A 21,714-nucleotide genomic window follows, 5' to 3' on the forward strand; every position below is an offset into this window, starting at 1 on the left:
TTAGTAAACGCCACCGTGGGGCCGTCCGCTTCGGTGCGTGCCTTCACCGAACTTCTCGAACTTTATCCATTTGACCATGAAGGTCCAGCTCTTTGCCATCACCGCCACGCTGCTGTTGACCGGAGCCTCTGCCAGCGCCCAAACCAAAAGCGCGCCAACCAAAGTCGCGTCGTATTCCTATGGTGCACCGGGCACGGTCGGCTACGAGCACCTGAGCTTCTGGGTGAAGGCCGGTAAGCGCACGGATATTTATTATTCTTACGGACCTGACCGCAAGGAAGTCACGGTAAAATACTTGGGGAAGACCCAGTTAAATGGTAAGCCAGGCTTTAAGGTGCAGTTTGCCAATGGGAATGTGCTGTCCGTAATTCCGAGCGGCACCCTGCTCGCGGTGAGTGCTGCCGGCCAGACTCCCAATAACTTTGCCTGGGAGTACGAAGGACCGGTCAACGGCAGTGGAACGTTCTGCAATGAATGCGTGGCCGACGAAAAAGAAGCCGTGCAGTTTATGCGGACGTATTACCTGAAATAACGCGTCGCTGCTGCTTTGCCAGCCGCTTTCCTTCGCTTCCGCACTGCCTTTTGCCCGCTTTATGACCAACGAAGAAACGGCCGTTAAAGCCACTTATTTCAGCATCATTGGCAATACGAGCCTGGCGCTAATCAAGGGAGTGGCCGGCTACTTCGGCAATTCCTACGCCTTGGTGGCCGATGCCATCGAATCCACGACCGATATTTTTGCGTCGTTTCTGGTGCTCTTTGGCATCAAGTACGCCAGCCGGCCCGCCGATAAAAACCATCCTTACGGCCACGGCCGCATCGAGCCGCTGGTGACGTTTCTGGTGGTGGGGTTTTTGATAACCTCGGCCACCATTATTGCCTACGAGAGCATTCAGAACATTGGCACGCCGCACGCCCTGCCCAAGGCCTGGACGCTGGCGATTCTGGGCGGCATCATCGTCTGGAAGGAAATTTCCTTTCGCACGGTGATGAAAAAAGCGGAGGAAACCAACAGCTCCTCGCTCAAAGCTGATGCCTGGCACCACCGCAGCGACGCCATCACGTCGGTGGCCGCGTTCGTAGGCATTTCCATCGCGCTGTTTTTGGGTAAGGGCTACGAGTCGGCCGACGATTGGGCCGCCTTGTTCGCCTCGGGCTTCATCCTCTACAACAGCTACCAGATTTTCCGGCCCGCGCTGGGCGAAATCCTGGACGAGCACGTCTACGATGATTTGGTGCTGGAAATCCGCCAAGTTGCCCTCACGGTGGAAGGCGTGCGCGGCACCGAAAAGTGCTTCATCCGCAAAGCCGGCATGCAGTACCACGTCGACCTGCACGCCAAGGTAAGCGGGGCCATTACCGTGCGCCAGGGCCACGAAATCGCGCACCACCTCCAGGACACGCTGCGTACTAAGCTCCCGCAACTCGGCCACGTCCTCATTCACGTAGAGCCGCAGTAGCGGAGTTTAGCGGCCGATGTGGGCCATGAACACCGCTGCCAGCGCCGCCGTTTCCGTGCGCAGCCGCGAGGCGCCCAGCGTCACCGGCCGAATTCCTTTCCCCAGCGCCAGGGCAATTTCCTGCGGCGTAAAGTCGCCTTCCGGCCCGATGAGCACGCAGCAGCCCGACCCCGTGCCGGCCACCTGCGCCAGCGATGTACGCTCGCCTTCCTCCAGGTGCGCGATAAACGTGGTTTCCGGCATCGCCCCGGCCACAAAAGCCCCAAAATCCTGCATCTCATCCAGCTGCGGCAGCCACGCTTGGCCCGACTGCTTCAAGGCGCTGATGGCAATTTTCTCCAGCCGTTCTAGCTTCAGCTCGCGGCGCTCGGAGCGGGCGCAGCGCAGGAAGCTGATGCGCTCGACGCCAATTTCCACGGCCTTTTCCACGAACCACTCCATGCGGTCGAGGTTTTTGGTGGGAGCCACGGCCACGTGGGTGAAGTAGGAGCGGGGGGCTACCGTTTCGTGGTGCGTGATGCGGAGTTGGCAGCGCTTGGGGTTGGCGTCGGCCACGGCTGCCTTGTAGAGGCCGCCCCGGCCGTCGAGCAGCTCCACTTCGTCGCCCACGCCCAGGCGCAGCACGCGCACGGCGTGCTTGCTCTCGTCTTCGGGCAGGGTGTAAGTGGGGCCGGCGAGGTCGGGCGCGAAAAAGGTATGCATGGCGGCAAAGAACGGCAGGCCGGGGCAAAAGCCGCGTTGCCAGATGCCGCACGCCAAGCCGGGCCGTCGATAATTGCACGCCGGCCGATGCGGCCTGTCGCCGCCATGCCGCAAATTATTTGCCCGGCCAGGAAAGGAGTTTTATGGCTCAAGACTACTCAACGCCTAGCGCTTTTATACTGCTGGCAAGCGGCTGACTGGCAGTGAAAACAGCCTCTTCAAGCCCGCTTATTCGCACTGAATGGTGTTCATGCATGGCAAAAAGGTGCTGCCGAAAGGCTATACCAATGCGTTTTATTAATATAAATATTGAAATATAATAATTATTTTAGTTGACCCATCCTGTTTTTACTAATACCAAACGCTTGAGCCATGCAGAAAAAACTCATCACCGTCTTCGGTGCCACCGGTGCCCAGGGCGGCGGCCTTGTTCGCGCAATCTTGAATGACCCCTCCGATGAATTCACTGTGCGCGCCGTTACCCGTGACGTTCATTCGCCTAAGGCGCAGCAGTTGGTCCGGCACGGGGCCCAGGTTGTGGCCGGCGACCTCGACGACCCGGCGAGCATCCGCCGGGCAATGGCCGGCGCTTACGGCGCGTATTGCGTCACCTTTTTCTGGGAGCATTTTTCGCCCGAGAAAGAAGATACCCACGCCCGCAACATGGCCCAGGCGGCCAAGGATGCGGGCCTGAAACACGTTATCTGGTCTACGCTGGAAGACTCGCGGAAGTGGATTCCGCTGTCCGACAACCGCATGCCGACCCTGATGGGCAAGTACAAAGTGCCCCACCTCGACGCCAAAGGCGGCGCCAATCATTACTTTTCCGACCTCAAAGTGCCGACTACTTTCCTGCTCACCTCGTTCTACTGGGAGAACTTTATCTACTTCGGCATGGGCCCGAAACCGGGGCCGGATGGCAAGCTGGCCATCAGTTTCCCCCTCGGCAATAGCAAGCTGTCGGGCATCGCGGCCGAGGATATTGGCAAGTGCGCACTGGGTATTTTCAAAAAAGGCAAAGCGCTGATTGGCAAAACGGTTGGCATCGCCGGTGAGCAGCTCACCGGGCAGCAGATGGCCGACACCATGACCAAAGTCTTCGGCCTGCCCATTGCCTATAATGAGCTGACGCCCGAGCAATACCGCAACCTGGGCTTTCCCGGGGCCGACGACCTCGGCAACATGTTCCAGTTTCAGCGGGACTTTGCCGAGGATTCCCTCAAAGCCCGGGACCTGGCTTTCTCGCGGGAGCTAAACCCCGAGCTGCAAACCTTCAGCGAATGGCTGATTAAAAACGGCCAGCGCATTCCCGTCGAGCAGCTGGTTAGCTAACCATTTAGCCGTTCCAGCTTCCTTCAATAAAACAGCAAAAGCCCCGTCGGCTGCAACCGACGGGGCTTTCTGGTGAGTGAACTACTGCGGATTTCTAGGCTTCTACCGCCACGTGCGGCGCGCCGGCCAGGATTTCCTCGTTGGCAAATTCGGCGTATTTCTTAAAGTTCTCGACAAATTTCTCGGCCAGGTCCGAAGCCGTTTTGTCGTAGGCTTCCTTGTCGGCCCAGGTATTGCGCGGGTCCAGGATTTCGGTGGGCACACCGGGTACCGCGCCAGGCACCATCATGCCAAACACGGGGTGCTTGGTGAATTTCACGTCGTTGAGCTGGCCGTTGAGGGCGGCCGTAATCATGGCGCGGGTGTAGGGCAGTTTCATGCGGTGGCCGGTGCCGTAGCTGCCGCCCGTCCAGCCCGTGTTGATGAGCCACACGTTGATATCCGGGTTCTCGTCCATTTTCTGGCCCAGCATCTCAGCATATTTGGTGGGGTGCAGCGGCAGGAACACGGCGCCGAAGCAGGCCGAGAACGTGGTCTGGGGCTCGGTCACGCCCATTTCGGTGCCCGCCACCTTGGCCGTGTAGCCCGACATGAACAGGTACATGGCGTGGCTCTTATCGAGCTTGCTGATGGGCGGAATCACGCCAAAGGCATCGGCCGTGAGGAAGAAAATGTTCTTCGGCGCATCGGCCACGCCGGGCTCAATGGCGTGGGGAATGAAGTTGATGGGGTAGGCGGTGCGGGTATTTTCCGTCACCGACTTGTTGGCGTAGTCGATGGTGTGCGTGCCGGGGAAGAAGCGCGTATTCTCGACGATGGCGCCGAAGCGAATAGCGTCGTAAATCTCGGGTTCCTTCTCCTTGCTCAGGTCAATCACCTTGGCGTAGCAGCCGCCTTCAAAGTTGAAGATGCCGGCGTCGGGCGTCCAGCCGTGCTCGTCGTCGCCGATAAGGCCGCGGTTCGGGTCGGCCGAAAGCGTCGTTTTGCCGGTGCCCGACAGGCCGAAGAAGATGGCCGTGTCGCCGTCTTTGCCTACGTTGGCCGAGCAGTGCATGCTCAGCGTGTTGTGCTCGTGGGGCAAGAGGTAGTTCAGCACGCCGAAAATGCCCTTTTTCATCTCGCCGGCGTAGCCCGTGCCACCAATCAGAATCATCTTTTTGGTGAAGTTGATGATGGCGAAGTTGGGCTGGCGGGTGCCGTCCACGGCCGGGTCGGCCTCGAAGCCGGGGGCGCAGATGATGCTGAAATCGGGCGTCCAGGAGGTGTCCGCGCCGGGCTCAGGGCGCAGGAACATGTTGTAGCAGAATAGGTTGTGCCAGGCCTGCTCGTTCACGATGCGCAGCTTGAGCTGGTAGTTGGGGTTGGCCCCGGCGTAGGCTTCGCGCACGTACAGCTCTTTATCGGCCAGGTAAGCCACCACTTTCTGGTGCAGTTGGTCGAACTTATCGGCGTCGAAGGGGATGTTGATATCGCCCCACCACACGCTGTTTTCGGTGTTGGCGTCCTTCACCACAAACCGGTCTTTGGGCGAGCGGCCGGTAAACTTGCCGGTATCGGCCATCAACGCGCCGGTGTCGGTGAGCTGGCCTTCGCCGTTGCGCAGGGCGTGCTCAATGAGCTCGGCCGGTGTAGGATTGAGGTGAACGGTGGCGGTTTCGCGGAAGCCGAGCGGCTGCAAACGATTGCGGGCGTCGACGGCAGAGGTGGAAGCTTCTTGCATGGCTATGAAAGTGTTGGGTGGGAATTCTCTTGACTTCGGGTACAAAGGTAGAATACCGCTGCTTGAGAGTAGTGAAACAAACCATTTCTTTAATGGGACAAATCAAACCACGCATGGTTCAGATTGTCCCGTTGGCGACAGGATGCGGCTTGACGCCCCGTGAGGGTAGGAGTAATGCAACGCTGGTCTATCTTTAGGTTTGGTTTGTCCCAGCCTTTCGCATCTTTGTCCATGGCCATTGAAATTGCTCGCTACAACGGAATCTACGGCGACCACAAGGCCCAGATTTCGCACGACTACCTGCAAAGCCAGCTCATCGTGCCCCGCCAGCGCTTCACCGACTGGGGCCTGAAGCCGCACCTGCACGAAAACCTGTTCCAGCTGTTTTTTCTCGAAGCCGGCCGCGCTGCCTTCGAGGCCACCGAGCTGGTGGAGCTGCGCACGCCCTGCCTGGTCATCATTCCGGCCAATACCGTGCACGGCTTCACCTTCAGCCCCCAGGTGAAGGGGCGCACGCTCACGCTTTCAGAGGCCTTGCTCGATACCATTCTGCAAGCCACGCCCGGTGTGCTGGTTGAAATCAACGCGCTGCATATTCTGTCCGAATTCAATTCCGAAGTCAGCTTCGCCGATTTATCGGCCCTGGAGCAGCAGATTCACGAGGAAATAAATTCGGAGCTGCCCGGCAAGCAGCTAGCGCTGAATGGCTATTTCAAGCTACTGTTTGTGAAAATATTTCGGCTGCTGCACCACAACCGCCGCCAGGAGGAAAGCCCCAACCGCGCCCTGCACTACTTCCGCGAGTTCCAGAAAGCCATCGAGCGCACCGCACCCTTCGAGAAGAAAATCTCCGATTTTGCCCAGGAGCTCAAGATTACGCCGGTGCACCTCAACCGCATCTGCCAGGCGGTGAAGGGCAAAACGGCCCAGCAGATTGTGCAGGCCCACACCATCCGCCGGGCCCACAACTACTTGTTATACACTTCGCTCTCCGTCGCCGAAATCGCCTACGAGCTGCAGTTCGTCGACCCGGGGTATTTCACGCGGTTTTTTCGCAAGCAAACCGGACTCTCGCCGGGGGCATACCGGGCGAAGGCGTACCGGAGTGATGGGGCCGGCAAAGCCGGAAAAGGGGAGCCTTCGCTGTCTGCCTGAGCTTGCGCTTGCCAGCCTAATCGGCTTCATAATGCCGAAACTTTCCTAGATTTACCGTGCCCGTATTGCATTAAGAATGCAGCGGACCGCATTTTCCCTGCTAGCAACTCATTTCTCACCCTAGTTTCCCATATGCAAACCATTCCTGCTCAGACCGAGCAACCGCTATCGGCGGAATCCACGAGCCACCCGCGCGGCCTGTACCTGCTTTTCGCCACCGAAATGTGGGAGCGGTTCAGCTACTACGGCATGCGCGCCGTGCTGGTGCTGTTCCTCACCAAGGCCATGATGATGGACAAGGCCTTCGCGTCCAAATTCTACGGCGGCTACACCAGTCTCGTGTACCTCACGCCGCTCATCGGTGGCTTTATTTCGGACCGCTACTGGGGCAACCGGCGCTCCATTCTCACGGGCGGTTTGCTGATGGCGCTGGGCCAGTTCACGCTGTTTTTCTCGGCTTCGAACTACGGCCCCGAAAGCACCCACGCCCTGAGCCACTGGATGCTGTACCTGGGCCTGGGCGTAATGATTGTGGGCAACGGCTTCTTTAAGCCCAATATTTCGAGCATGGTGGGCTCCCTCTACAGCCCGGCCGATAAGCGCAAGGACGCGGCCTACACCATCTTCTACATGGGCATCAACCTGGGCTCGTTTATCGGCAACACCATCACCAGCCTCATCGGCGATACCGGCAATCCGGCCGATTTCCGCTGGGCCTTCCTGGCCTGCGGCATTGCCATGCTGCTGGGCACCGTGGTGTTCAACTGGGGCAAAAACAAGTACCTGCACACGCCGGAAGGCGTGCAGGTAGGCGAAACGCCCGCCATTTCGGGCGGCATCATGGGCGTATATGCGCTGCTGCCGGTGCTGCTGGCCATCATTCTGGGCATTCTGTGGCTCGATTCTGCCAAGTTCCCCACCATTGCGCCGCTGCTGGGCGTGGCCGTTATTGGCATTGCCTACATGATTTTCAGCGATAAATCCCTGAGCGGGGCCGACATCAAAGGCATCATGGTGATTTTCATCGTGTCGTTCTTCGTGGTGTTCTTCTGGGCCGCTTTCGAGCAGGCCCCGGCCTCGCTCACCTTCTTCGCCGATGAGCAGATGAACCGCACCATCTTCGGCTTCACCCTGCCAGCCAGTATTTTCCAGAACCTGAACGCCATCTTCGTGGTGGTAGGCGCACCGCTCATGGCCATGGTCTGGACGGCCCTCGGCCGCCGCGGCGCCGAGCCGCCGTCCCCCCTCAAAATGGCCATCGGCCTGGCCTGCCTGGCCGCTGGCTACCTCGTGATGTGCTTCGGCGTGCACAACCTGCAGCCCGGCGTGAAGGTGAGTATGTTCTTCCTGGTGGCGCTCTATTTCCTGCACTCCGTGGGCGAGCTGTGCCTGTCGCCCATCGGCCTCTCGCTGGTAAACAAGCTGGCTCCCGCCAAATTCGCCTCGCTGCTGATGGCCGTGTGGTTCCTCGCCAACGCCGCCGCCAACTACCTGGCCGGCTACATGAGCAGCCTCTACCCCGACCCCAAATCGACGGCCCCCGCGCCCGAAATCCTGGGTTTCCACATCACCAACCTCTACGATTTCTTCATGGTGTTCGTGGTTTCGGCCGCCGTGGCCGCCGGCATTCTGTTCCTCATCAGCGGCAAGCTGGCCAAGATGATGGACGCCCGCAACTACCCCGCGCCCGTAGCGCAGTAACTGTATTTGGCAAGATAAAAAAGCCCCCGGCACCGATGGTGCCGGGGGCTTTTTTATGCAGTGCACACCGCTCGATGAATGCTGCTACTGACGGGCAAGCCAGTTTTCTTTAGTGAGCCGATAGACAAAGTTGAGCTTGGGCGCCTCGCCGAAATAAGCTATTTCCTCCTCGGCAATCTTCTCGGCGCCCAAGCGGCCGATGGCTATCTGCGAACGGGTATTTTGCGCGCCAATGTGGAAATGTACCTGCGAGACAAACTGGTAAATGTAATCAAGCATCAGCGCCTTCACACCGCTGTTAAAGCCCTTTCCCCAATACCGGGTAGCATAGAACGTGTAGCCAATCAGGATGCTGTCATCCTCCTCGTTATACCCGTAAAACCGCGTACTGCCCGCTACTTCGTTGGTGGCTTTGTCTACAATTTTGAAGGCGCCGTGGCTTTGCATGGCTCCGTCAAAAAACGTCCTGAATACCTCTAACTGCCATCGGTCCTTATTAGGGTGCTGCTCCCAAATATTTGGGTCGGCAGCCGTAGCGTGCAGGGCCGCAAAATCAGTTTCCTGCAAGGGCATCAACAGTACCTGCTGGTTTTCTAAGCGGGGTTGAATATTAGGCATCATGGGGCAGCGTGCAAATGGGCAAGTTGTGTAGCTATGACCGCCAAGGTACACCGGAGGCTGAGCCATTCTGCGGTTTGATAACTCCTATGGGCATAAAAAAGCCCCGCCGGCAATACCAGCGGGGCCTTCTCTTGAGCTAACAGCAGGGCTGCCAGCGGCTCGACTTACATCATGCCGCCCATGCCACCCATGCCGCCCATGCCGCCTTCGCCGTGGCTATGGCCGTTGTCCTTAGGCTCGGGCTCGTCCGAAATCACGGCTTCGGTCGTCAGCAGCAGGCCGGCGATGGAAGCAGCGTTTTCGAGGGCCAGACGGGTCACCTTGGTGGGGTCGATGATACCAGCGGCCACCAGGTTCTCGTACCGGTCTTCGCGGGCGTTGTAGCCGTAGTCGGCTTTGCCGTCGCGCACTTTCTGCACCACTACCGAGCCTTCGCCGCCAGCATTGGCCACGATGGTGCGGAGGGGAGCCTCCAGGGCGGTGCGGATGATGTTCACACCGGTGCGCTCGTCAGCATTGTGGGTGTCCACTGCATCGAGGGCTTCCAGGGCGCGCACCAGGGCCACGCCACCGCCGGGTACCACGCCTTCCTCAACGGCAGCGCGGGTAGCGTGCAGGGCATCGTCCACGCGGTCTTTCTTCTCTTTCATTTCCACTTCAGTCGAAGCACCGATGTAGAGAATGGCCACGCCGCCGCTCAGCTTAGCGAGGCGCTCCTGCAGTTTCTCCTTGTCGTAGTCGCTCGTGGTGGTTTCCATCTGGGCTTTGATTTGGGCGATGCGGCCGCTGATGGCGTCCTTCGAACCCTTGCCGTTCACGATGGTGGTGTTGTCCTTGTCGATGATGATTTTCTCCGCCGTGCCGAGGTACTCCAAGGTAGCGTTTTCGAGCTTGTAGCCCTGCTCTTCGCTGATAACGGTACCACCCGTGAGGGTGGCAATGTCCTCCAGCATGGCCTTGCGGCGGTCGCCGAAGCCGGGAGCCTTCACGGCCGCGATTTTCAGCGAGCCGCGCAGCTTGTTCACCACGAGGGTAGCGAGGGCTTCACCGTCCACATCTTCTGAGATGATAACGAGGGGCTTGCCAGTCTGCAGCACCTGCTCCAGCACGGGCAGGAGCTCCTTCATGGTGCTCACTTTCTTGTCGTAGATGAGTACGTAAGGCGAGTCGAACTCAACCTCCATTTTCTCGGGGTTGGTCACGAAGTAAGGGGAGAGGTAGCCGCGGTCAAACTGCATGCCTTCCACCGTTTTTACTTCGGTTTCGGTGCCACGGGCTTCTTCCACCGTGATGACGCCTTCCTTGCCTACTTTGTCCATGGCATCGGCAATCATTTTGCCAATTTCCATGTCGTTGTTGGCCGAAATGGCACCTACTTGGGCGATTTCTGCCGAATTTTCAATCTTTTTCGACTGCGATTTCAGGTTAGCAACCACGGCGATAACTGCCTTGTCGATGCCGCGCTTCAAATCCATCGGGTTGGCCCCGGCAGCCACGTTTTTCGAGCCGGCGGTGTAGATGGCCTGAGCCAAAACCGTAGCCGTGGTGGTACCGTCACCGGCCTGGTCGGCCGTTTTCGACGCCACTTCTTTCACGAGCTGGGCGCCCATGTTCTCAATCGGGTCGCGCAGCTCAATTTCCTTGGCCACGGTCACGCCGTCCTTGGTGATGGAGGGAGCGCCGAATTTCTTATCAATAATGACGTTGCGGCCTTTCGGGCCGAGGGTCACTTTCACGGCGTTCGCCAGTTTGTTGACGCCGGCTTGCAGCTTGGCGCGGCCGTCGGTGTCGAATTGGATGTTCTTAGCCATTGCTGGGTAATGAGGGTATGAAAGAATGAGTTAATGGGTTTTCGCAACGTAAGCCAATGGCTTAAAGCACGGCGAAAATGTCCGACTCGCGCATGATGAGCAGGTCCTCACCGTCGACGGTGATTTCGGTGCCGGCGTACTTGCCGTACAGAACCTGGTCGCCCACCTTCACCTGGGGCTTGATGATGGTGCCGCTGTCGGCCGTTTTACCTTCGCCCACGGCTACTACTTCGCCACGCTGGGGCTTCTCCTTGGCCGTATCGGGGATGATGATGCCGGATTTGGTTTTCTCCTCGGCGGCGGCGGCGCGAACAATGACGCGGTCGGCCAGCGGTTTCATGCTAAGTGCCATTTTGGGTGTATTAGGGTTGGATTAAGTTGAAATACTTGGTGCCCGGCCCTGTCTCATTTCCCGTGCCAGCCCCACAAACCTGACAAAATTGGCAGGCTTTGCCACTGGCAGGTGGCAGAAGTGGCGGATGTGCCGGTTGCAGTGGCCGCTTCGGCTGTGCATTGCCATAACGCCAAGCCTGCGCAATGCCCAAAGAAAAAGCCGGTGCTTCTCGTTAGAGAAACACCGGCTTCCGCTCGTTCAAAAAACGCTCTAATTATTTGCCGGTTGTGGCCGGCGCGGCAGGCTGCTGAGCCGGAGCCGTACCAGTGGGAGCAGTAGCCGGAGCAGTTGCGTCGGTAGCCGCCGGGGCCGGCGCGCTCGGGGCGGTAGGCGCCGGCAGCTTGGTTTCGAGGGCACGCTGCTGGTTCACGCTACGCACCGGGCCACCGCCGGTGGAGGTGAGCATGTGCGAGCCGAGCGACAACACCACCAGGCCAATGGCGAAGCCCCAGGTGAGTTTTTCGAGCAGGTCGCCGGTGCGTTTCACGCCCATCATGCTGGCCGCGCCGCCGGCGCTAAACTGGCTGGAAATTCCGCCCCCTTTGGGGTTTTGGGCCAGCACTACGAGGGCCAGCAGGAAACACACCAGGAGAACGAGGATAATTAGAGCAGTGTACATGAGGGGTAAAGAAGCTGAAAAAGCAAACTACGCTGAAGGTTGCAAAGATTGAATCTGGAGTGCAAAGTACGCCATTTTTTCCGGCTGCTTCACCATGAGCTTTTCATAAATCTCAATGGCGCGGGCCGTTTTGCCCTGCCGCACGAAGATGCGGGCCAGATTTTCGGACACGAGGTCGGGTTCGGCGCGGGTGCTGCGCACGCTCAAATCGGGCTGGCCGCCGGGCGTTGGGGGCAGCATGCCGGGCCGCGTGAGGCGCGGCTGGCGCTTAAGAAAGTTGTTGATAAGGTCGAGTGTGGAGGGCAACTCGGGCGGTGCCGGGCAATGCGTAGCCCAGTGGTCGAGCAGCAGCGGGTCGGGCTCGAAGAAGGTGCCGGTGGGAGGAAGTGGCACGGCCGGCGGCTGGGCGGCAGCTACTACCGCGGTGGCTGTCTCGGCAGCTTCGGCCTTGGCAATCAACAAGTCCAGCAATTGCATGGACAACCCCAGCCGGCTGCTTTCCCCATAAGCATAGCCCACCACGGCATCGCCAGTGAAGGCGGCCGGGGTAAAAACCGGCGCGGCCGGAGCGGGAATCGGCAGGGCAAATACATCGGGGCTGCCCAGGCTGCGCGTTACGGCCGAGGCAGCCCATTCATCAACCAAACCTGGCAACTCGTAGGTCGGCACGGCAGCTGGCGGCGCATCGGCCAACCCGAACTCGAACCTCGCTTCGCCCACTTCTACCGGCGGCCGAATAGCGGGGGCCTGGGGCGGCAATTCATCAGCGATTTCAACTGCCAGAGGCGCTTCGGGAGGTGGTGCAGGGGATGTTTCCGCTGCTTCGGAAGAACTGCTGGCTGCTATGGTAGCGCCTTCCTGGTCGACTAGCACCGGCAAATCCACCACGGCCGGCGCTGCCACCGGAACTGCCGCTTCCAATTCAGTTGATACCGCGGGCGCTTCGATTGCCGCTGGCGGCAACGTCTCTTGTACTTCCTGAACTATAGGCGATGAATATGTTGGTTCGGCAGCTGGAACTACTTCGGGCTGGGCTTCGACAGTAGCGGCCGGTGCCGGGGGCAACTGAGCCGTCACGGCTGGTGGCAAGGCGGGTTCTGTTCCAACAGGAACGGCCGCCGCTACCGGACTCGGCGCCACTGGTTGAACTTCCTCAACGGCCACGACCGGTTCAGGCATTGCTTCAATTACCACGGCTGCTGGCGGTGGCGAAGGAATTTCGATTACCGTAATCGGGGCAACTGGTGGCTGGGCGACAGCTAGGGTGGCTTCGGCAACTGGGGCCGGTTCGATTGCGGCGAGGACCGGGACTTCAACAGCCGTTGCCACCTCGGGAGCGGCAACTGTTGTCGGCAGCGGCTCCGGTTCTACCTGCTCAATGAGGCGGCGGAGCAGGCTGCGGTCGGCGGCGTAGGTGGCGGCGCGGCGCAGGCGCTGGCCGGCCAGCATGGTGCCCTGGTCGTGGGCCGCTTTGGCCAGCAGCAGGTGCGCCGTTTGGCAGTAGGGGAAGGCCTGGGCCAATTGCTCAAGCTCGCGCACTTCGGCCGGACCCAGGGCGGTGGGGCGGTCGAGGACGTGCAGGAGCGTAGCGCGGGTCACGGCTGAAACAGGCGGTGGAGAAGTGGTGGCGTAAAGAGCCGTTGATTTTTGGGATTAAGCCGTAAATCAGCGCTCCGGACCCATTAATGGGGGTGCAACATTACGCTAATTTACGCAGATACCCCTGCTGCTACCGTGCAGTTAATCGATATTTTTCGGAAAATCCAGCACGCAATTTCCCGGCAGAATAAGCGCGCCGGGACCCAATTTATTCGCCGCCTACCAGTTAGCTACCGACTTGTTGAAAATGTCGGTAATGATTTTATCCGTGGTGGTGCGCACGGCGGAGGGGTCGTTGTTGATGGTCGAAATGTTGCGGTTGGCCGCGTAGTCGTCAAAATTCTGGAACACCTGCTCGAAGCTTTGCTTGTCGTCTTTGGTGTTGGTGAAACGGATTTTGACTTGGATGGTGAGGCGGTTCGAACCGGCCTGCGACACCCCGTTTACCTGCTGAATGGAGGCGGGAGCGAAGTCGTAGGCCACAATGTTGCCGTCGAATTGCAGGTCGCCGTCGCGGGGCACGAGCTTCAGGTTGGTATTGCGCTGGAAATAATCCTTCAAATCTTCCGTGAAGCGCTGGGTCAGAAAGGCCGGACCCGAAGGTGAGTTGTTCTGGATAGTGGCAATGGAAATGGTGCGCACCGCCGGGTCAATGTTGGTGCCGTTGAACGAGTAGACGCCGCAGCTGCTCAATCCCAATAACACACACAGGGCGGCTATTGAATAAAAAGCGGCTTTACACTTGCTCCAGGTCATATTGCTTGAGTTTGCGATACAGGGTGCGTTCCGAAATGCCCAGGTCGTGGGCGGCGTACTTGCGCTTGTTGTTATGTTTCTTCAACGCCTTGAGAATCATCTCGCGTTCCTTGATGTCGAGCGAAAGCGTCTCTTCCTCGGTTTCGTGCGGAATATCCTCCACCGGAGTTTCGTCGTCGTAGCTCGTGGCCGGCTCGCTGTTGTAGGCGCTGGGCGCGGCGGGCAGGAAATACTCGGCGGCTTGACCGCTGTCAAACGCGGTAGCAGGAGCCGTATTGTTGAAGAGGTGGCTGTTCTGGCGAAGCAATTCCTGGGCCTCGTGGGGGCGCTGGCCAGTGGCCAATTCCAGCACCATTTTCTTAAGGTCCGTCATGTCGCGGCGCATGTCGAACAGGATTTTGTAGAGCAAGTCCCGCTCCGAGTAGCCAGCTGCTGCGCCTTCGGGCGCGCCCGGCCCCAGCAGCATGGGCAGGCGGCTGGCCTGGTCCTGCGGCAGGTAAGGGGCGAGGCGGCGGGCATCCACGTCGCGCTCGGTTTCAAGCACCGACATCTGCTCGGCAATGTTCTTGAGCTGGCGGATATTGCCGGGAAAGCGGAAGCGCGTAAGCACCGGCACGGCGTCGGGCAGCAGCGTGATGGGCCGGGTGCGGTAGCGCTCGGCAGCATCCGAAGCAAACTTGCGGAATAGCAGGTAAATATCATCGCCGCGCTCGCGCAGCGGCGGCACCGTGATGGGCACCGTGTTGAGACGGTAGTACAGGTCTTCGCGGAAGGTACCGGCCTGCACGCGGTCGAGCAGGTTCACGTTGGTAGCGGCTACCACGCGTACGTCGGTTTTCTGTACTTTGCTGGAACCCACCCGGATAAACTCGCCATTCTCCAGCACGCGCAGCAAGCGGGCCTGGGTGCCCAGCGGCATCTCGCCAATTTCGTCCAGGAAGATGGTGCCGCCGTTGGTTACTTCGAAGTAGCCCTTGCGCGCCTCATTGGCTCCGGTGAAGGAGCCTTTTTCGTGGCCAAACAGCTCCGAATCAATCGTGCCTTCGGGGATAGCACCGCAGTTGATGGCAATAAACTGCCCGTGCTTGCGCGGCGACAGCGCGTGGATAATCTTGGAAAACGACTCCTTGCCCGACCCGCTTTCGCCGGTGATGAGCACCGTCATATCAGTAGGCGCGACCTGCGCGGCCACCTGAATGGCGTAGTTCAGCGCCGGCGCGTTGCCGATGATGCCGAACCGGAGCTTGATGGATTGGATTTCGGAAGGTGTCATTCAGAGGACCGAATCAAAATAATTCAGCCGTAAAATTATTTTTTAGGAAAATTCATGCGCCAGAGCAACCGGATAACCAGAAAGGCAATGAAACTTCCTCCAATCAGAAGAAAAATCTGCCACGCAAGCATGCTGTTACCTATCGGCATAGTGCTGATTATGTGAGCCTAAACCGCTTCGCCCAGCAAAGCCGCGCCGGTGGTGCTGGTGGCAAGTACACTCACGTAGTCGCCCTTCTTGAAGTTTTGCTTTGGAAAGATGACCACCTGGTTCTGGTCGTTGCGGCCACTAAGGTGTTCGGCCGAGCGTTTCGAAGGGCCTTCGACTAGTACCTGGTGCACCTTGCCCACCATGCGGGTGTAGCGGGCGCGGGCATGGAGCTGCTGCAAGTCGATGATTTCCTGCAGGCGGCGCTTCTTCACTTCCAGCGGAATGTCGTCGGCCAGCTTGCGGGCGGCCAGCGTACCGGGGCGTTCCGAGTAGAAGAAGTTGTAGGCCATGTCGTACTTCACCAAATCGAGCAGGCTGAGCGTGTCCTGGTGTTCTTCCTCGGTTTCGGAGCAGAACCCGGCAATCATATCCGTCGAAATGGCGCAGTCCTCGCCCAGAATGCGGCGAATGGCCTGCACCCGTTCCTCGTACCAGGGCCGGTCGTAGGTGCGGTTCATTAGGTTGAGAATGCGCGAGTTGCCGCTTTGGGCGGGCAGGTGAATGTACTTGCAAATGTTCTCGTAGCGCGCCATGGTGTGCAGCACCTCGTCGGTAATGTCCTTTGGGTGCGAGGTGGAGAAGCGCACCCGCAGCTCGGGGCTGATGAGGGCTACACGCTCCAGCAGCTGGGCGAAGTTGACGTGCTCCAGGCCGTCGGCTGAAGCCCATTTGTAGGAGTCCACATTCTGGCCCAGCAGAGTCACTTCCTTATAGCCGGCCGCTACCAAGGCGCTGGCTTCCTGGATGATGCTGTGGGCATCGCGGCTGCGCTCGCGGCCGCGGGTGAAGGGCACCACGCAAAACGAGCACATATTATCGCAGCCGCGCATGATGCTGATGAAGGCCGATACGCCGTTGCTGTTCAGGCGCACGGGCGTGATGTCGGCGTAGGTTTCCTCGCGGCTCAGCAGCACGTTCACGCCTTTCTGGCCGCCGTCGACCTGCTCGATGAGGCCAGGCAAATCCCGGTAAGCGTCGGGGCCGACGACTAGGTCGACGATTTTCTCCTCTTCCAGAAACTTGCTTTTCAGGCGCTCGGCCATGCAGCCGAGCACGCCCACCAACATGCCGGGCTTGCGCTTTTTGTGCGAGTTAATTTGCTTGAGGCGCATGCGTACCGTCTGCTCAGCCTTCTCGCGGATGGAGCAGGTATTGAGCAGCACGAGGTCGGCATTGGCAAGGTCGTCGGTGGTGTCGAAGCCTTCATCAAACAGAATGCTCGACACGATTTCGGAGTCCGAGAAATTCATCTGGCAGCCGTAGCTCTCGATGTAGAGCTTGCGCTGGCGACCCGTGCGGGTAGCAGCGGTCACGCGCACCTCGCCGCTGGGTGTAGCCTCGGCGGTGGGAGCGGCTTTATCTAAAAAATCAAGGGTTAACAGGGGTTGGGCCATATTCTAAGCGCGTTTCGGCGGAAGACAAAGATACGGCAGCCAAGGGTAAAATGACAGAATGGCAGAATAATGTAGGGTGTGGGGCTAAGCCCGCCCTCTACTCGATGCTAGTCCCCAAAACTTCCAGTAAAGCCCTGGCTTTCAACAAGCATTCCTCGTACTCACGCTCGGGGTCGGAGTCGTAGGTAATGGCGGAGCCAACTTGAAAGCTGAGATAACCGGTATCCTGGCGGTATTGCAGCGAGCGAATAACCACGTTGAAATCAAAATTCCCATCGGCTCCCACGTAGCCGATGCTGCCGCTGTAGAGGCCGCGGCGGCTGCTTTCGTAGTGCTCGATGAGCTGCATGGCGCGGATTTTCGGGGCACCGGTCATCGAACCCATGGGGAAAGTGGCGCGCAGAATTTCGGCCAGGTCGGGGCCCGGGCGTAGGTCGGCGGTGACGCTCGAAATCATCTGCCAGAGGTGGCGGAAGGGGTAGAGGCCAAAGAGCTCGGGCACGCGCACAGTGCCGGTTTGTGCTATGCGGGCGAGGTCGTTGCGCACGAGGTCCACAATCATCAGGTTTTCGGCGCGCTCTTTTTCGTCGTGCAGCAGGGTTTGGCGTTGCTGCTCATCTTCGGCCGGCGTGGGGCCACGCCGGATGGTGCCTTTGATGGGCTGGGAAATCAGCTGGCCGTTGCGGTGGGCCAGAAACCGCTCGGGCGAGGCGCAGAGGAGGAAATGGTCGTGCCAGCGCACGAAGCCCGCAAACGGCGCGGGCGACGCCTGCATGAGCTGCCAGAAAACTTCTACGGGACGCACCGTCACATTTTCCACGTAGAACTCCTGGCAGAGGTTTAACTCGTACACTTCCCCGTTAAGAATATCTTCCCGAATAGCTTCCACCGCCTGTAAATAGTCGGCTTTGGGTAGGCGTGGGCGCATCGTGGGTACGGCCAGCGCCGAAATGGGCGGCACCGGCCACGTCAGAATCTGGTCCAAAACACCGTTCGTCCGGCCGTGGATTTCCAGCGTATCGGCCCGCCACACCAGCCAGGTTACAGGGGTAAAAAGATGTAGGTGCGGCCAGGCAAAACCTGCAAAATTTTCGCTTTGCAGCGCCTCGATTTCATCCTTTAAATCGTAGGTCAGGAAACCAACGCGGGGCGCAGTCGTCGTCGCCTGCCCGGACAAATCAGCCAGCGAATGGGCGCTTTCGGCACCGGATGGTGCTACCGCAAGCCGACGCTCAAATGCCCCGTGCGGATATTCCAGACCATTGGGCTCGAAGTAGGTACAGTGCGAAAAAGCCGCGCCCCAGTGCAGCGCCCGTACGCTGAAATCGGCGGGCAAGTCATGCAGCGGAATTGTGACGGGAGCAGTTGCAGACACGGCAGAAATAGATAGTAAAAGCAGCCGAAGCAGCGGGCGCCAGCTGCAAAGGTCGGGCTACTTCAACTCGCGCAGGGCCAGTTTGGCTTTGGCGTCGGTGCTGTTTTTATATTCGTGCCAGGGGTAGTTCAGCGCCCGCTGGAAATACAGGCGCGCCGTGGGTTTGTTGCCCACGCTTTGGGCCATGTAGCCCTGTTGCAATGCCGCCTGGGGCGCGTAATAGTAAGGCGCTTTGGGGCCGGCCTCGGTCTGGGTCTGCTCAAAATAAAACCAGGCCGAATCAAGTCGGCCCAAGCCCTGATAGGCGCGGGCGCGGCGGTAGGGTGCCTCAATGCGGTCGCGCCAGAGCGTGGCCTGCGTGGCGTGGAAAGCCCGCAACGTGTTCAGCGCCTCGCGGTCGTAGCCGCCGTCGGATTGCAGCCGCGCTTTGGTGAGAATAGGATTGAGTGCTACGGCTTCCTGGTAGTAATGCTGGGCATACACGTCCTCTTCCACGTCGGCCGGGCCGGGCTGGTTGATGAGCGCCCGGTATTTGGCCGCAGCCGCCGGCTGCCCGCTCAACCATGCTGCCAGGTACAGCTTAAACGCCGCGTCCTTGCGATAGTGTTGGCCCCGGAACTCGTGCAGAAACGCCAGGTTTTCGCGCTCCGATGCAGCGTATTCGCCCCGATAGAGCAGCAGGTCGGCGGCCATGTGGTGCAGGTAGGCAGCGGGCAGGTAGCCGGGGCCGGTGGGGCGGGCGCGGTAGGCCGCCAGGGCCGCTGCGCCGTGGTGCTGCCGCTTTTCCACGCTGGTGCGTAGGTACGCAAACAGCAGGTTGTCGGGCTGTTGGGTGGTGAGCTGCTCGGCCAACCGCAGCGCTTCGGCAGGCTTTTTATAGTAGCTCTCCCGAATAAGAGCCAGGAAAATCTGGCTTTCGAGCTGAAAGTCATGCGGCTGCGCGGCGGCCTGGGCCAAGCGTTGCAGGCCGGTGTCTAGGTTGGCCGTGAGGCCCAGCAGGCGCAGCAGCCAGTGGTAGCCTTCGGGCAAAGAGCCCACGGCAAACTCGCAAACGCCCAGGGTTTTGCGGGCCGGTAGGAAATTAGGGTAATGCTTCACCACGTCCTGCATCTGGTGGTAGCCGCTGCGCAGGTGGTAGCCGCCCATCACCACATGCTTGAATAGCAATTGACTCAGGCCCAGGTGCAGCGTGATTTCGGCCCGCGCGTAATCACGCAAAGCGCTGGCGGGGGCTTCGTCCAAGGCATCGAGGCGGGCTTCCTGCGATTCCGTCAGCGCGTCGTAGCGGCCGGCATCCTGGGTGATGAGCAACTCCACGAAATCGGCGCAGTTGGCTACCAGCAGGGGAGCGGGGGCCGCGGGCGTGCTGGCCAACTCGGGCCGTAGCAAGGCGCGGGCCGCGTCAAGGCGCAGCTTCAGCACTTCGGCATAGGCGCGGCGGCTATTGGTGGTAAGGGCCTCGGGTTTTTGTCCTGTCGGCTGCTCAACTTCGGCAGTTACTTGCTGGATTTCGACGGCCTGAGCCGAGTGCACCCAGCCAGCCTGCGCCAGCAACGGGACGTTCACCAACGCCAGCAGCACCCTCGCCCGGCGGGCGCGGATGCAAAACGCCGCAACGGAGAAAGCACAACCAAACATGAAGCAATAAAGACCAAAAGCCCGGCAACAAAAAAGGAACGGCTCAGCCGTTCCTTTTTCAATTTCTAACAACCAGAAACTACGCGGTACGAGCTTCCACATCGGCCAGAATCCGGCCGCAGTGCTCGCACACGATGATTTTCTTGTGCGAAATGATGTCGGCCTGGCGCTGGGGCGGCACCGTGTTGAAGCAGCCGCCGCAGGCGTCGCGGCGCACCAGCACCACGGCCAGGCCGTTGCGCACGTTGCCGCGGATGCGGGTGTAGGCCGTCAGCAGGCGGTCTTCCACCGGCTTGGTGGCTTCCTCGCGCTGGGCCATGATGGCGCGCTCTTCCTCTTCGTTTTCCGAAATAATGGTGTCGAGCTCGCTCTTCTTGGTTTCGAGGTCCTTGCGGCGCTCTTCCAGTTTCGACTTCGTACCGCTGATTTCGGCGTTTTTTACGTCAATCTGGTACTGCGACTCCTTGATTTTCTTGTCGGCAATCTGGATTTCCAGGCGCTGCAGCTCAATTTCCTTGGCAATGGCTTCGAACTCGCGGTTGTTGCGCACGTTCTGCTGCTGCTCGTCGTACTTTTTGATGAGCGTTTCGGCGTCCTTGCTGGCTTGCTTGCGGCTCTTGATGAAGTCGTTCAGGCCCTGAATGTCCTCGTCGAATTTCTTCACACGCACCTCGTAGCCAGCAATTTCGTCTTCGAGGTCGCTCACTTCCTCGGGCAAATCGCCCCGCACGCGCCGGATTTCGTCGAGCTGCGAGTCGAGGTGCTGCAGGGTGAGCAGGGCTTCGAGCTTAGCGGCTACGGGAACGTCGGCGGGAGCCACGGCGGCACTTTTAGCAGTCATATTGAACGGGGTTCGTAGGGGTTTCAGCGATTAAGACCGCAAAAGTACGTTCAAATCCGGCCGTTAGCAAATCCCGAAACACTTCGCCGGTGAACTGTTCGCTCTCAAAATGGCCCACGTCGCAGAGCATGAGCTGCCCCTCGGCTCCAAAAAACTCATGGTATTTCACATCGCCGGTCACGTAAGCATCGGCCCCTGCCGCCCGCGCCGCGCCGATGAGGAACGCGCCGGCCCCGCCGCAGATGGCCACCGTTTTAATGGGTTTGTCAAAAACTGTGTGGCGCACTACCGGCACTAGCAACTCCCGCTTCAGCAGCTGCCGGAATTCAGCGGGAGAAAGCGCTTCGGACAAGTCGCCCACCAGACCGGCCCCAATTTCCTGATGCACATTTTCTAGCTTAATTAATTCATAAGCAACTTCTTCGTAAGGATGCGCGGCCCGCAAGGCCCGCAGCACGGCCGCCTGACGGTGCAGCGGCAGCAGCACTTCGAGGCGCAATTCGGCCACGGTTTCTGCCTGGTTTTGGGCGCCGATGGCAGGCCGGGTGCCCGCGCCGGGCGTGAAAGTGCCCGTGCCTTCGGTGCGGAAGCTGCAGTCAGAATACTGGCCTACCTGGCCGGCCCCGGCGGCGTAAAGTGCCCCCAGGACGCGGCCGGCCACGTCGGCTTGCTGGTCCTCGGGCCGGTTGGGCACGTAGGTAATGAGGCGGGCCAGGGTGCCGCTTTGCGGGGCCAGCACGCGGGTTTTTAGCAGGCCAATTTTTTCGGCAAGCTTGTCGTTGACGCCGCCGCGCACGTTGTCGAGGTTGGTGTGGGCGGCGTAGATGGCCACGTCGTTTTTGAGGGCGGCAATGATGGTTTGCTCTACTTCATTGGCCCCGGTGAGGCGCTTGAGGGGCCGGAAAATGACCGGATGGTGGGCCACCACCACGTTGCAGCCGCGCCGCACGGCTTCGGCCACCACGGCCGGGGTGCAGTCCAGCGTTATCAGCACGCCGCTGATTTCGGCCTGTGGGTCACCGCATTGCAGGCCGGCATTGTCGTAGCTTTCCTGGTAGGCAAGTGGCGCGGCGGCTTCCAGCAGGCGGGCGAGGTCTTGAACGGTGGGCACTT

General features: G+C 59.7%; 19 protein-coding genes. 5 read left to right on the forward strand and 14 right to left on the reverse strand.

The features are described from left to right. The first annotated feature begins 37 nt into the window (after positions 1-37). Positions 38-532: a hypothetical protein gene (locus ACYU7Q_RS02790; protein WP_460607910.1), complete on the forward strand. Its 495-nt coding sequence runs from the start codon at positions 38-40 to the stop codon at positions 530-532. 61 nt (positions 533-593) lie between these two features. Then, positions 594-1,460 carry a cation diffusion facilitator family transporter gene (locus tag ACYU7Q_RS02795; RefSeq protein WP_460607911.1) on the forward strand — a complete coding sequence of 289 codons (867 nt, stop codon included), beginning with the start codon at positions 594-596 and terminating at the stop codon, positions 1,458-1,460. Positions 1,461-1,466: 6 nt separating this feature from the next. Here the strand turns inward: ACYU7Q_RS02795 and ACYU7Q_RS02800 are convergent, their stop codons facing one another. After that, the gene (locus tag ACYU7Q_RS02800) at positions 1,467-2,162 is read right to left on the reverse strand and encodes an RsmE family RNA methyltransferase (RefSeq protein WP_460607912.1); all 696 of its coding nucleotides are present in this window, start codon (positions 2,160-2,162) and stop codon (positions 1,467-1,469) included. A 372-nt stretch (positions 2,163-2,534) separates the two neighbouring features. Between ACYU7Q_RS02800 and ACYU7Q_RS02805 the strand changes: the two genes are divergently transcribed. Continuing rightward, the gene (locus tag ACYU7Q_RS02805) at positions 2,535-3,494 is read left to right on the forward strand and encodes an NmrA/HSCARG family protein (RefSeq protein ID WP_460607913.1); all 960 of its coding nucleotides are present in this window, start codon (positions 2,535-2,537) and stop codon (positions 3,492-3,494) included. Positions 3,495-3,588: 94 nt separating this feature from the next. Here the strand turns inward: ACYU7Q_RS02805 and pckA are convergent, their stop codons facing one another. Beyond that, positions 3,589-5,214: a phosphoenolpyruvate carboxykinase (ATP) gene (gene pckA, locus ACYU7Q_RS02810; protein ID WP_460607914.1), complete on the reverse strand. Its 1,626-nt coding sequence runs from the start codon at positions 5,212-5,214 to the stop codon at positions 3,589-3,591. A 231-nt stretch (positions 5,215-5,445) separates the two neighbouring features. Between pckA and ACYU7Q_RS02815 the strand changes: the two genes are divergently transcribed. Then, positions 5,446-6,369 carry a helix-turn-helix domain-containing protein gene (locus ACYU7Q_RS02815; protein ID WP_460607915.1) on the forward strand — a complete coding sequence of 308 codons (924 nt, stop codon included), beginning with the start codon at positions 5,446-5,448 and terminating at the stop codon, positions 6,367-6,369. A gap of 132 nt (positions 6,370-6,501) precedes the next feature. Then, entirely contained in the window at positions 6,502-8,070 is a 1,569-nt protein-coding gene (locus ACYU7Q_RS02820; protein ID WP_460607916.1) for a peptide MFS transporter, read from the forward strand. A gap of 84 nt (positions 8,071-8,154) precedes the next feature. On the opposite strand, the gene ACYU7Q_RS02825 is transcribed toward ACYU7Q_RS02820, so the two are convergent. From ACYU7Q_RS02825 to ACYU7Q_RS02880, 12 genes are all read right to left on the reverse strand, one after another. Beyond that, entirely contained in the window at positions 8,155-8,691 is a 537-nt protein-coding gene (locus ACYU7Q_RS02825; protein ID WP_460607917.1) for a GNAT family N-acetyltransferase, read from the reverse strand. A 164-nt stretch (positions 8,692-8,855) separates the two neighbouring features. Next, positions 8,856-10,502, reverse strand: a complete 1,647-nt coding sequence (gene groL / locus ACYU7Q_RS02830) for a chaperonin GroEL (RefSeq protein WP_460607918.1) — start codon at positions 10,500-10,502, stop codon at positions 8,856-8,858. A gap of 61 nt (positions 10,503-10,563) precedes the next feature. Further along, positions 10,564-10,854, reverse strand: coding sequence for a co-chaperone GroES (groES, locus tag ACYU7Q_RS02835; RefSeq protein ID WP_168673154.1), 291 nt, complete (start codon positions 10,852-10,854; stop codon positions 10,564-10,566). Positions 10,855-11,110: 256 nt separating this feature from the next. Next, positions 11,111-11,515, reverse strand: a complete 405-nt coding sequence (secG, locus tag ACYU7Q_RS02840) for a preprotein translocase subunit SecG (RefSeq protein ID WP_460607919.1) — start codon at positions 11,513-11,515, stop codon at positions 11,111-11,113. A 27-nt stretch (positions 11,516-11,542) separates the two neighbouring features. Next, positions 11,543-13,114: a hypothetical protein gene (locus ACYU7Q_RS02845; RefSeq protein ID WP_460607920.1), complete on the reverse strand. Its 1,572-nt coding sequence runs from the start codon at positions 13,112-13,114 to the stop codon at positions 11,543-11,545. Between the two features lie 219 nt (positions 13,115-13,333). Next, positions 13,334-13,819, reverse strand: coding sequence for an LptE family protein (locus ACYU7Q_RS02850; RefSeq protein ID WP_460607921.1), 486 nt, complete (start codon positions 13,817-13,819; stop codon positions 13,334-13,336). A 31-nt stretch (positions 13,820-13,850) separates the two neighbouring features. Continuing rightward, a complete protein-coding gene (locus ACYU7Q_RS02855) occupies positions 13,851-15,143 on the reverse strand; it encodes a sigma-54 interaction domain-containing protein (RefSeq protein ID WP_460607922.1) in 1,293 nt (430 codons plus the stop codon). A 167-nt stretch (positions 15,144-15,310) separates the two neighbouring features. Next, positions 15,311-16,747 carry a MiaB/RimO family radical SAM methylthiotransferase gene (miaB, locus tag ACYU7Q_RS02860; protein ID WP_460607923.1) on the reverse strand — a complete coding sequence of 479 codons (1,437 nt, stop codon included), beginning with the start codon at positions 16,745-16,747 and terminating at the stop codon, positions 15,311-15,313. Positions 16,748-16,844: 97 nt separating this feature from the next. After that, positions 16,845-18,122, reverse strand: a complete 1,278-nt coding sequence (locus ACYU7Q_RS02865; RefSeq protein WP_460607924.1) for an anthranilate synthase component I family protein — start codon at positions 18,120-18,122, stop codon at positions 16,845-16,847. Positions 18,123-18,179: 57 nt separating this feature from the next. Further along, positions 18,180-19,760 carry a tetratricopeptide repeat protein gene (locus tag ACYU7Q_RS02870; protein ID WP_460607925.1) on the reverse strand — a complete coding sequence of 527 codons (1,581 nt, stop codon included), beginning with the start codon at positions 19,758-19,760 and terminating at the stop codon, positions 18,180-18,182. Between the two features lie 79 nt (positions 19,761-19,839). Beyond that, complete coding sequence (locus ACYU7Q_RS02875) at positions 19,840-20,601, reverse strand: zinc ribbon domain-containing protein (protein WP_460607926.1); 762 nt, start codon at positions 20,599-20,601, stop codon at positions 19,840-19,842. Continuing rightward, entirely contained in the window at positions 20,591-21,712 is a 1,122-nt protein-coding gene (locus ACYU7Q_RS02880) for a Nif3-like dinuclear metal center hexameric protein (RefSeq protein ID WP_460607927.1), read from the reverse strand. The genes ACYU7Q_RS02875 and ACYU7Q_RS02880 overlap by 11 nt, the downstream gene beginning before the upstream one ends. Between the last annotated feature and the right edge of the window lie 2 nt (positions 21,713-21,714).

Source organism: Hymenobacter terrigena (assembly GCF_054776515.1).

Coding starts and splice junctions, on each gene's coding strand:
- ACYU7Q_RS02795 (WP_460607911.1), top strand. CDS start 594: ATGACCAACGAAGAAACGGCCGTTAAAGCCACTTATTTCAGCATCATT.
- ACYU7Q_RS02800 (WP_460607912.1), bottom strand. CDS start 2,162: ATGCATACCTTTTTCGCGCCCGACCTCGCCGGCCCCACTTACACCCTG.
- ACYU7Q_RS02805 (WP_460607913.1), top strand. CDS start 2,535: ATGCAGAAAAAACTCATCACCGTCTTCGGTGCCACCGGTGCCCAGGGC.
- pckA (WP_460607914.1), bottom strand. CDS start 5,214: ATGCAAGAAGCTTCCACCTCTGCCGTCGACGCCCGCAATCGTTTGCAG.
- ACYU7Q_RS02815 (WP_460607915.1), top strand. CDS start 5,446: ATGGCCATTGAAATTGCTCGCTACAACGGAATCTACGGCGACCACAAG.
- ACYU7Q_RS02820 (WP_460607916.1), top strand. CDS start 6,502: ATGCAAACCATTCCTGCTCAGACCGAGCAACCGCTATCGGCGGAATCC.
- ACYU7Q_RS02825 (WP_460607917.1), bottom strand. CDS start 8,691: ATGATGCCTAATATTCAACCCCGCTTAGAAAACCAGCAGGTACTGTTG.
- groL (WP_460607918.1), bottom strand. CDS start 10,502: ATGGCTAAGAACATCCAATTCGACACCGACGGCCGCGCCAAGCTGCAA.
- groES (WP_168673154.1), bottom strand. CDS start 10,854: ATGGCACTTAGCATGAAACCGCTGGCCGACCGCGTCATTGTTCGCGCC.
- secG (WP_460607919.1), bottom strand. CDS start 11,515: ATGTACACTGCTCTAATTATCCTCGTTCTCCTGGTGTGTTTCCTGCTG.
- ACYU7Q_RS02855 (WP_460607922.1), bottom strand. CDS start 15,143: ATGACACCTTCCGAAATCCAATCCATCAAGCTCCGGTTCGGCATCATC.
- miaB (WP_460607923.1), bottom strand. CDS start 16,747: ATGGCCCAACCCCTGTTAACCCTTGATTTTTTAGATAAAGCCGCTCCC.
- ACYU7Q_RS02870 (WP_460607925.1), bottom strand. CDS start 19,760: ATGTTTGGTTGTGCTTTCTCCGTTGCGGCGTTTTGCATCCGCGCCCGC.
- ACYU7Q_RS02875 (WP_460607926.1), bottom strand. CDS start 20,601: ATGACTGCTAAAAGTGCCGCCGTGGCTCCCGCCGACGTTCCCGTAGCC.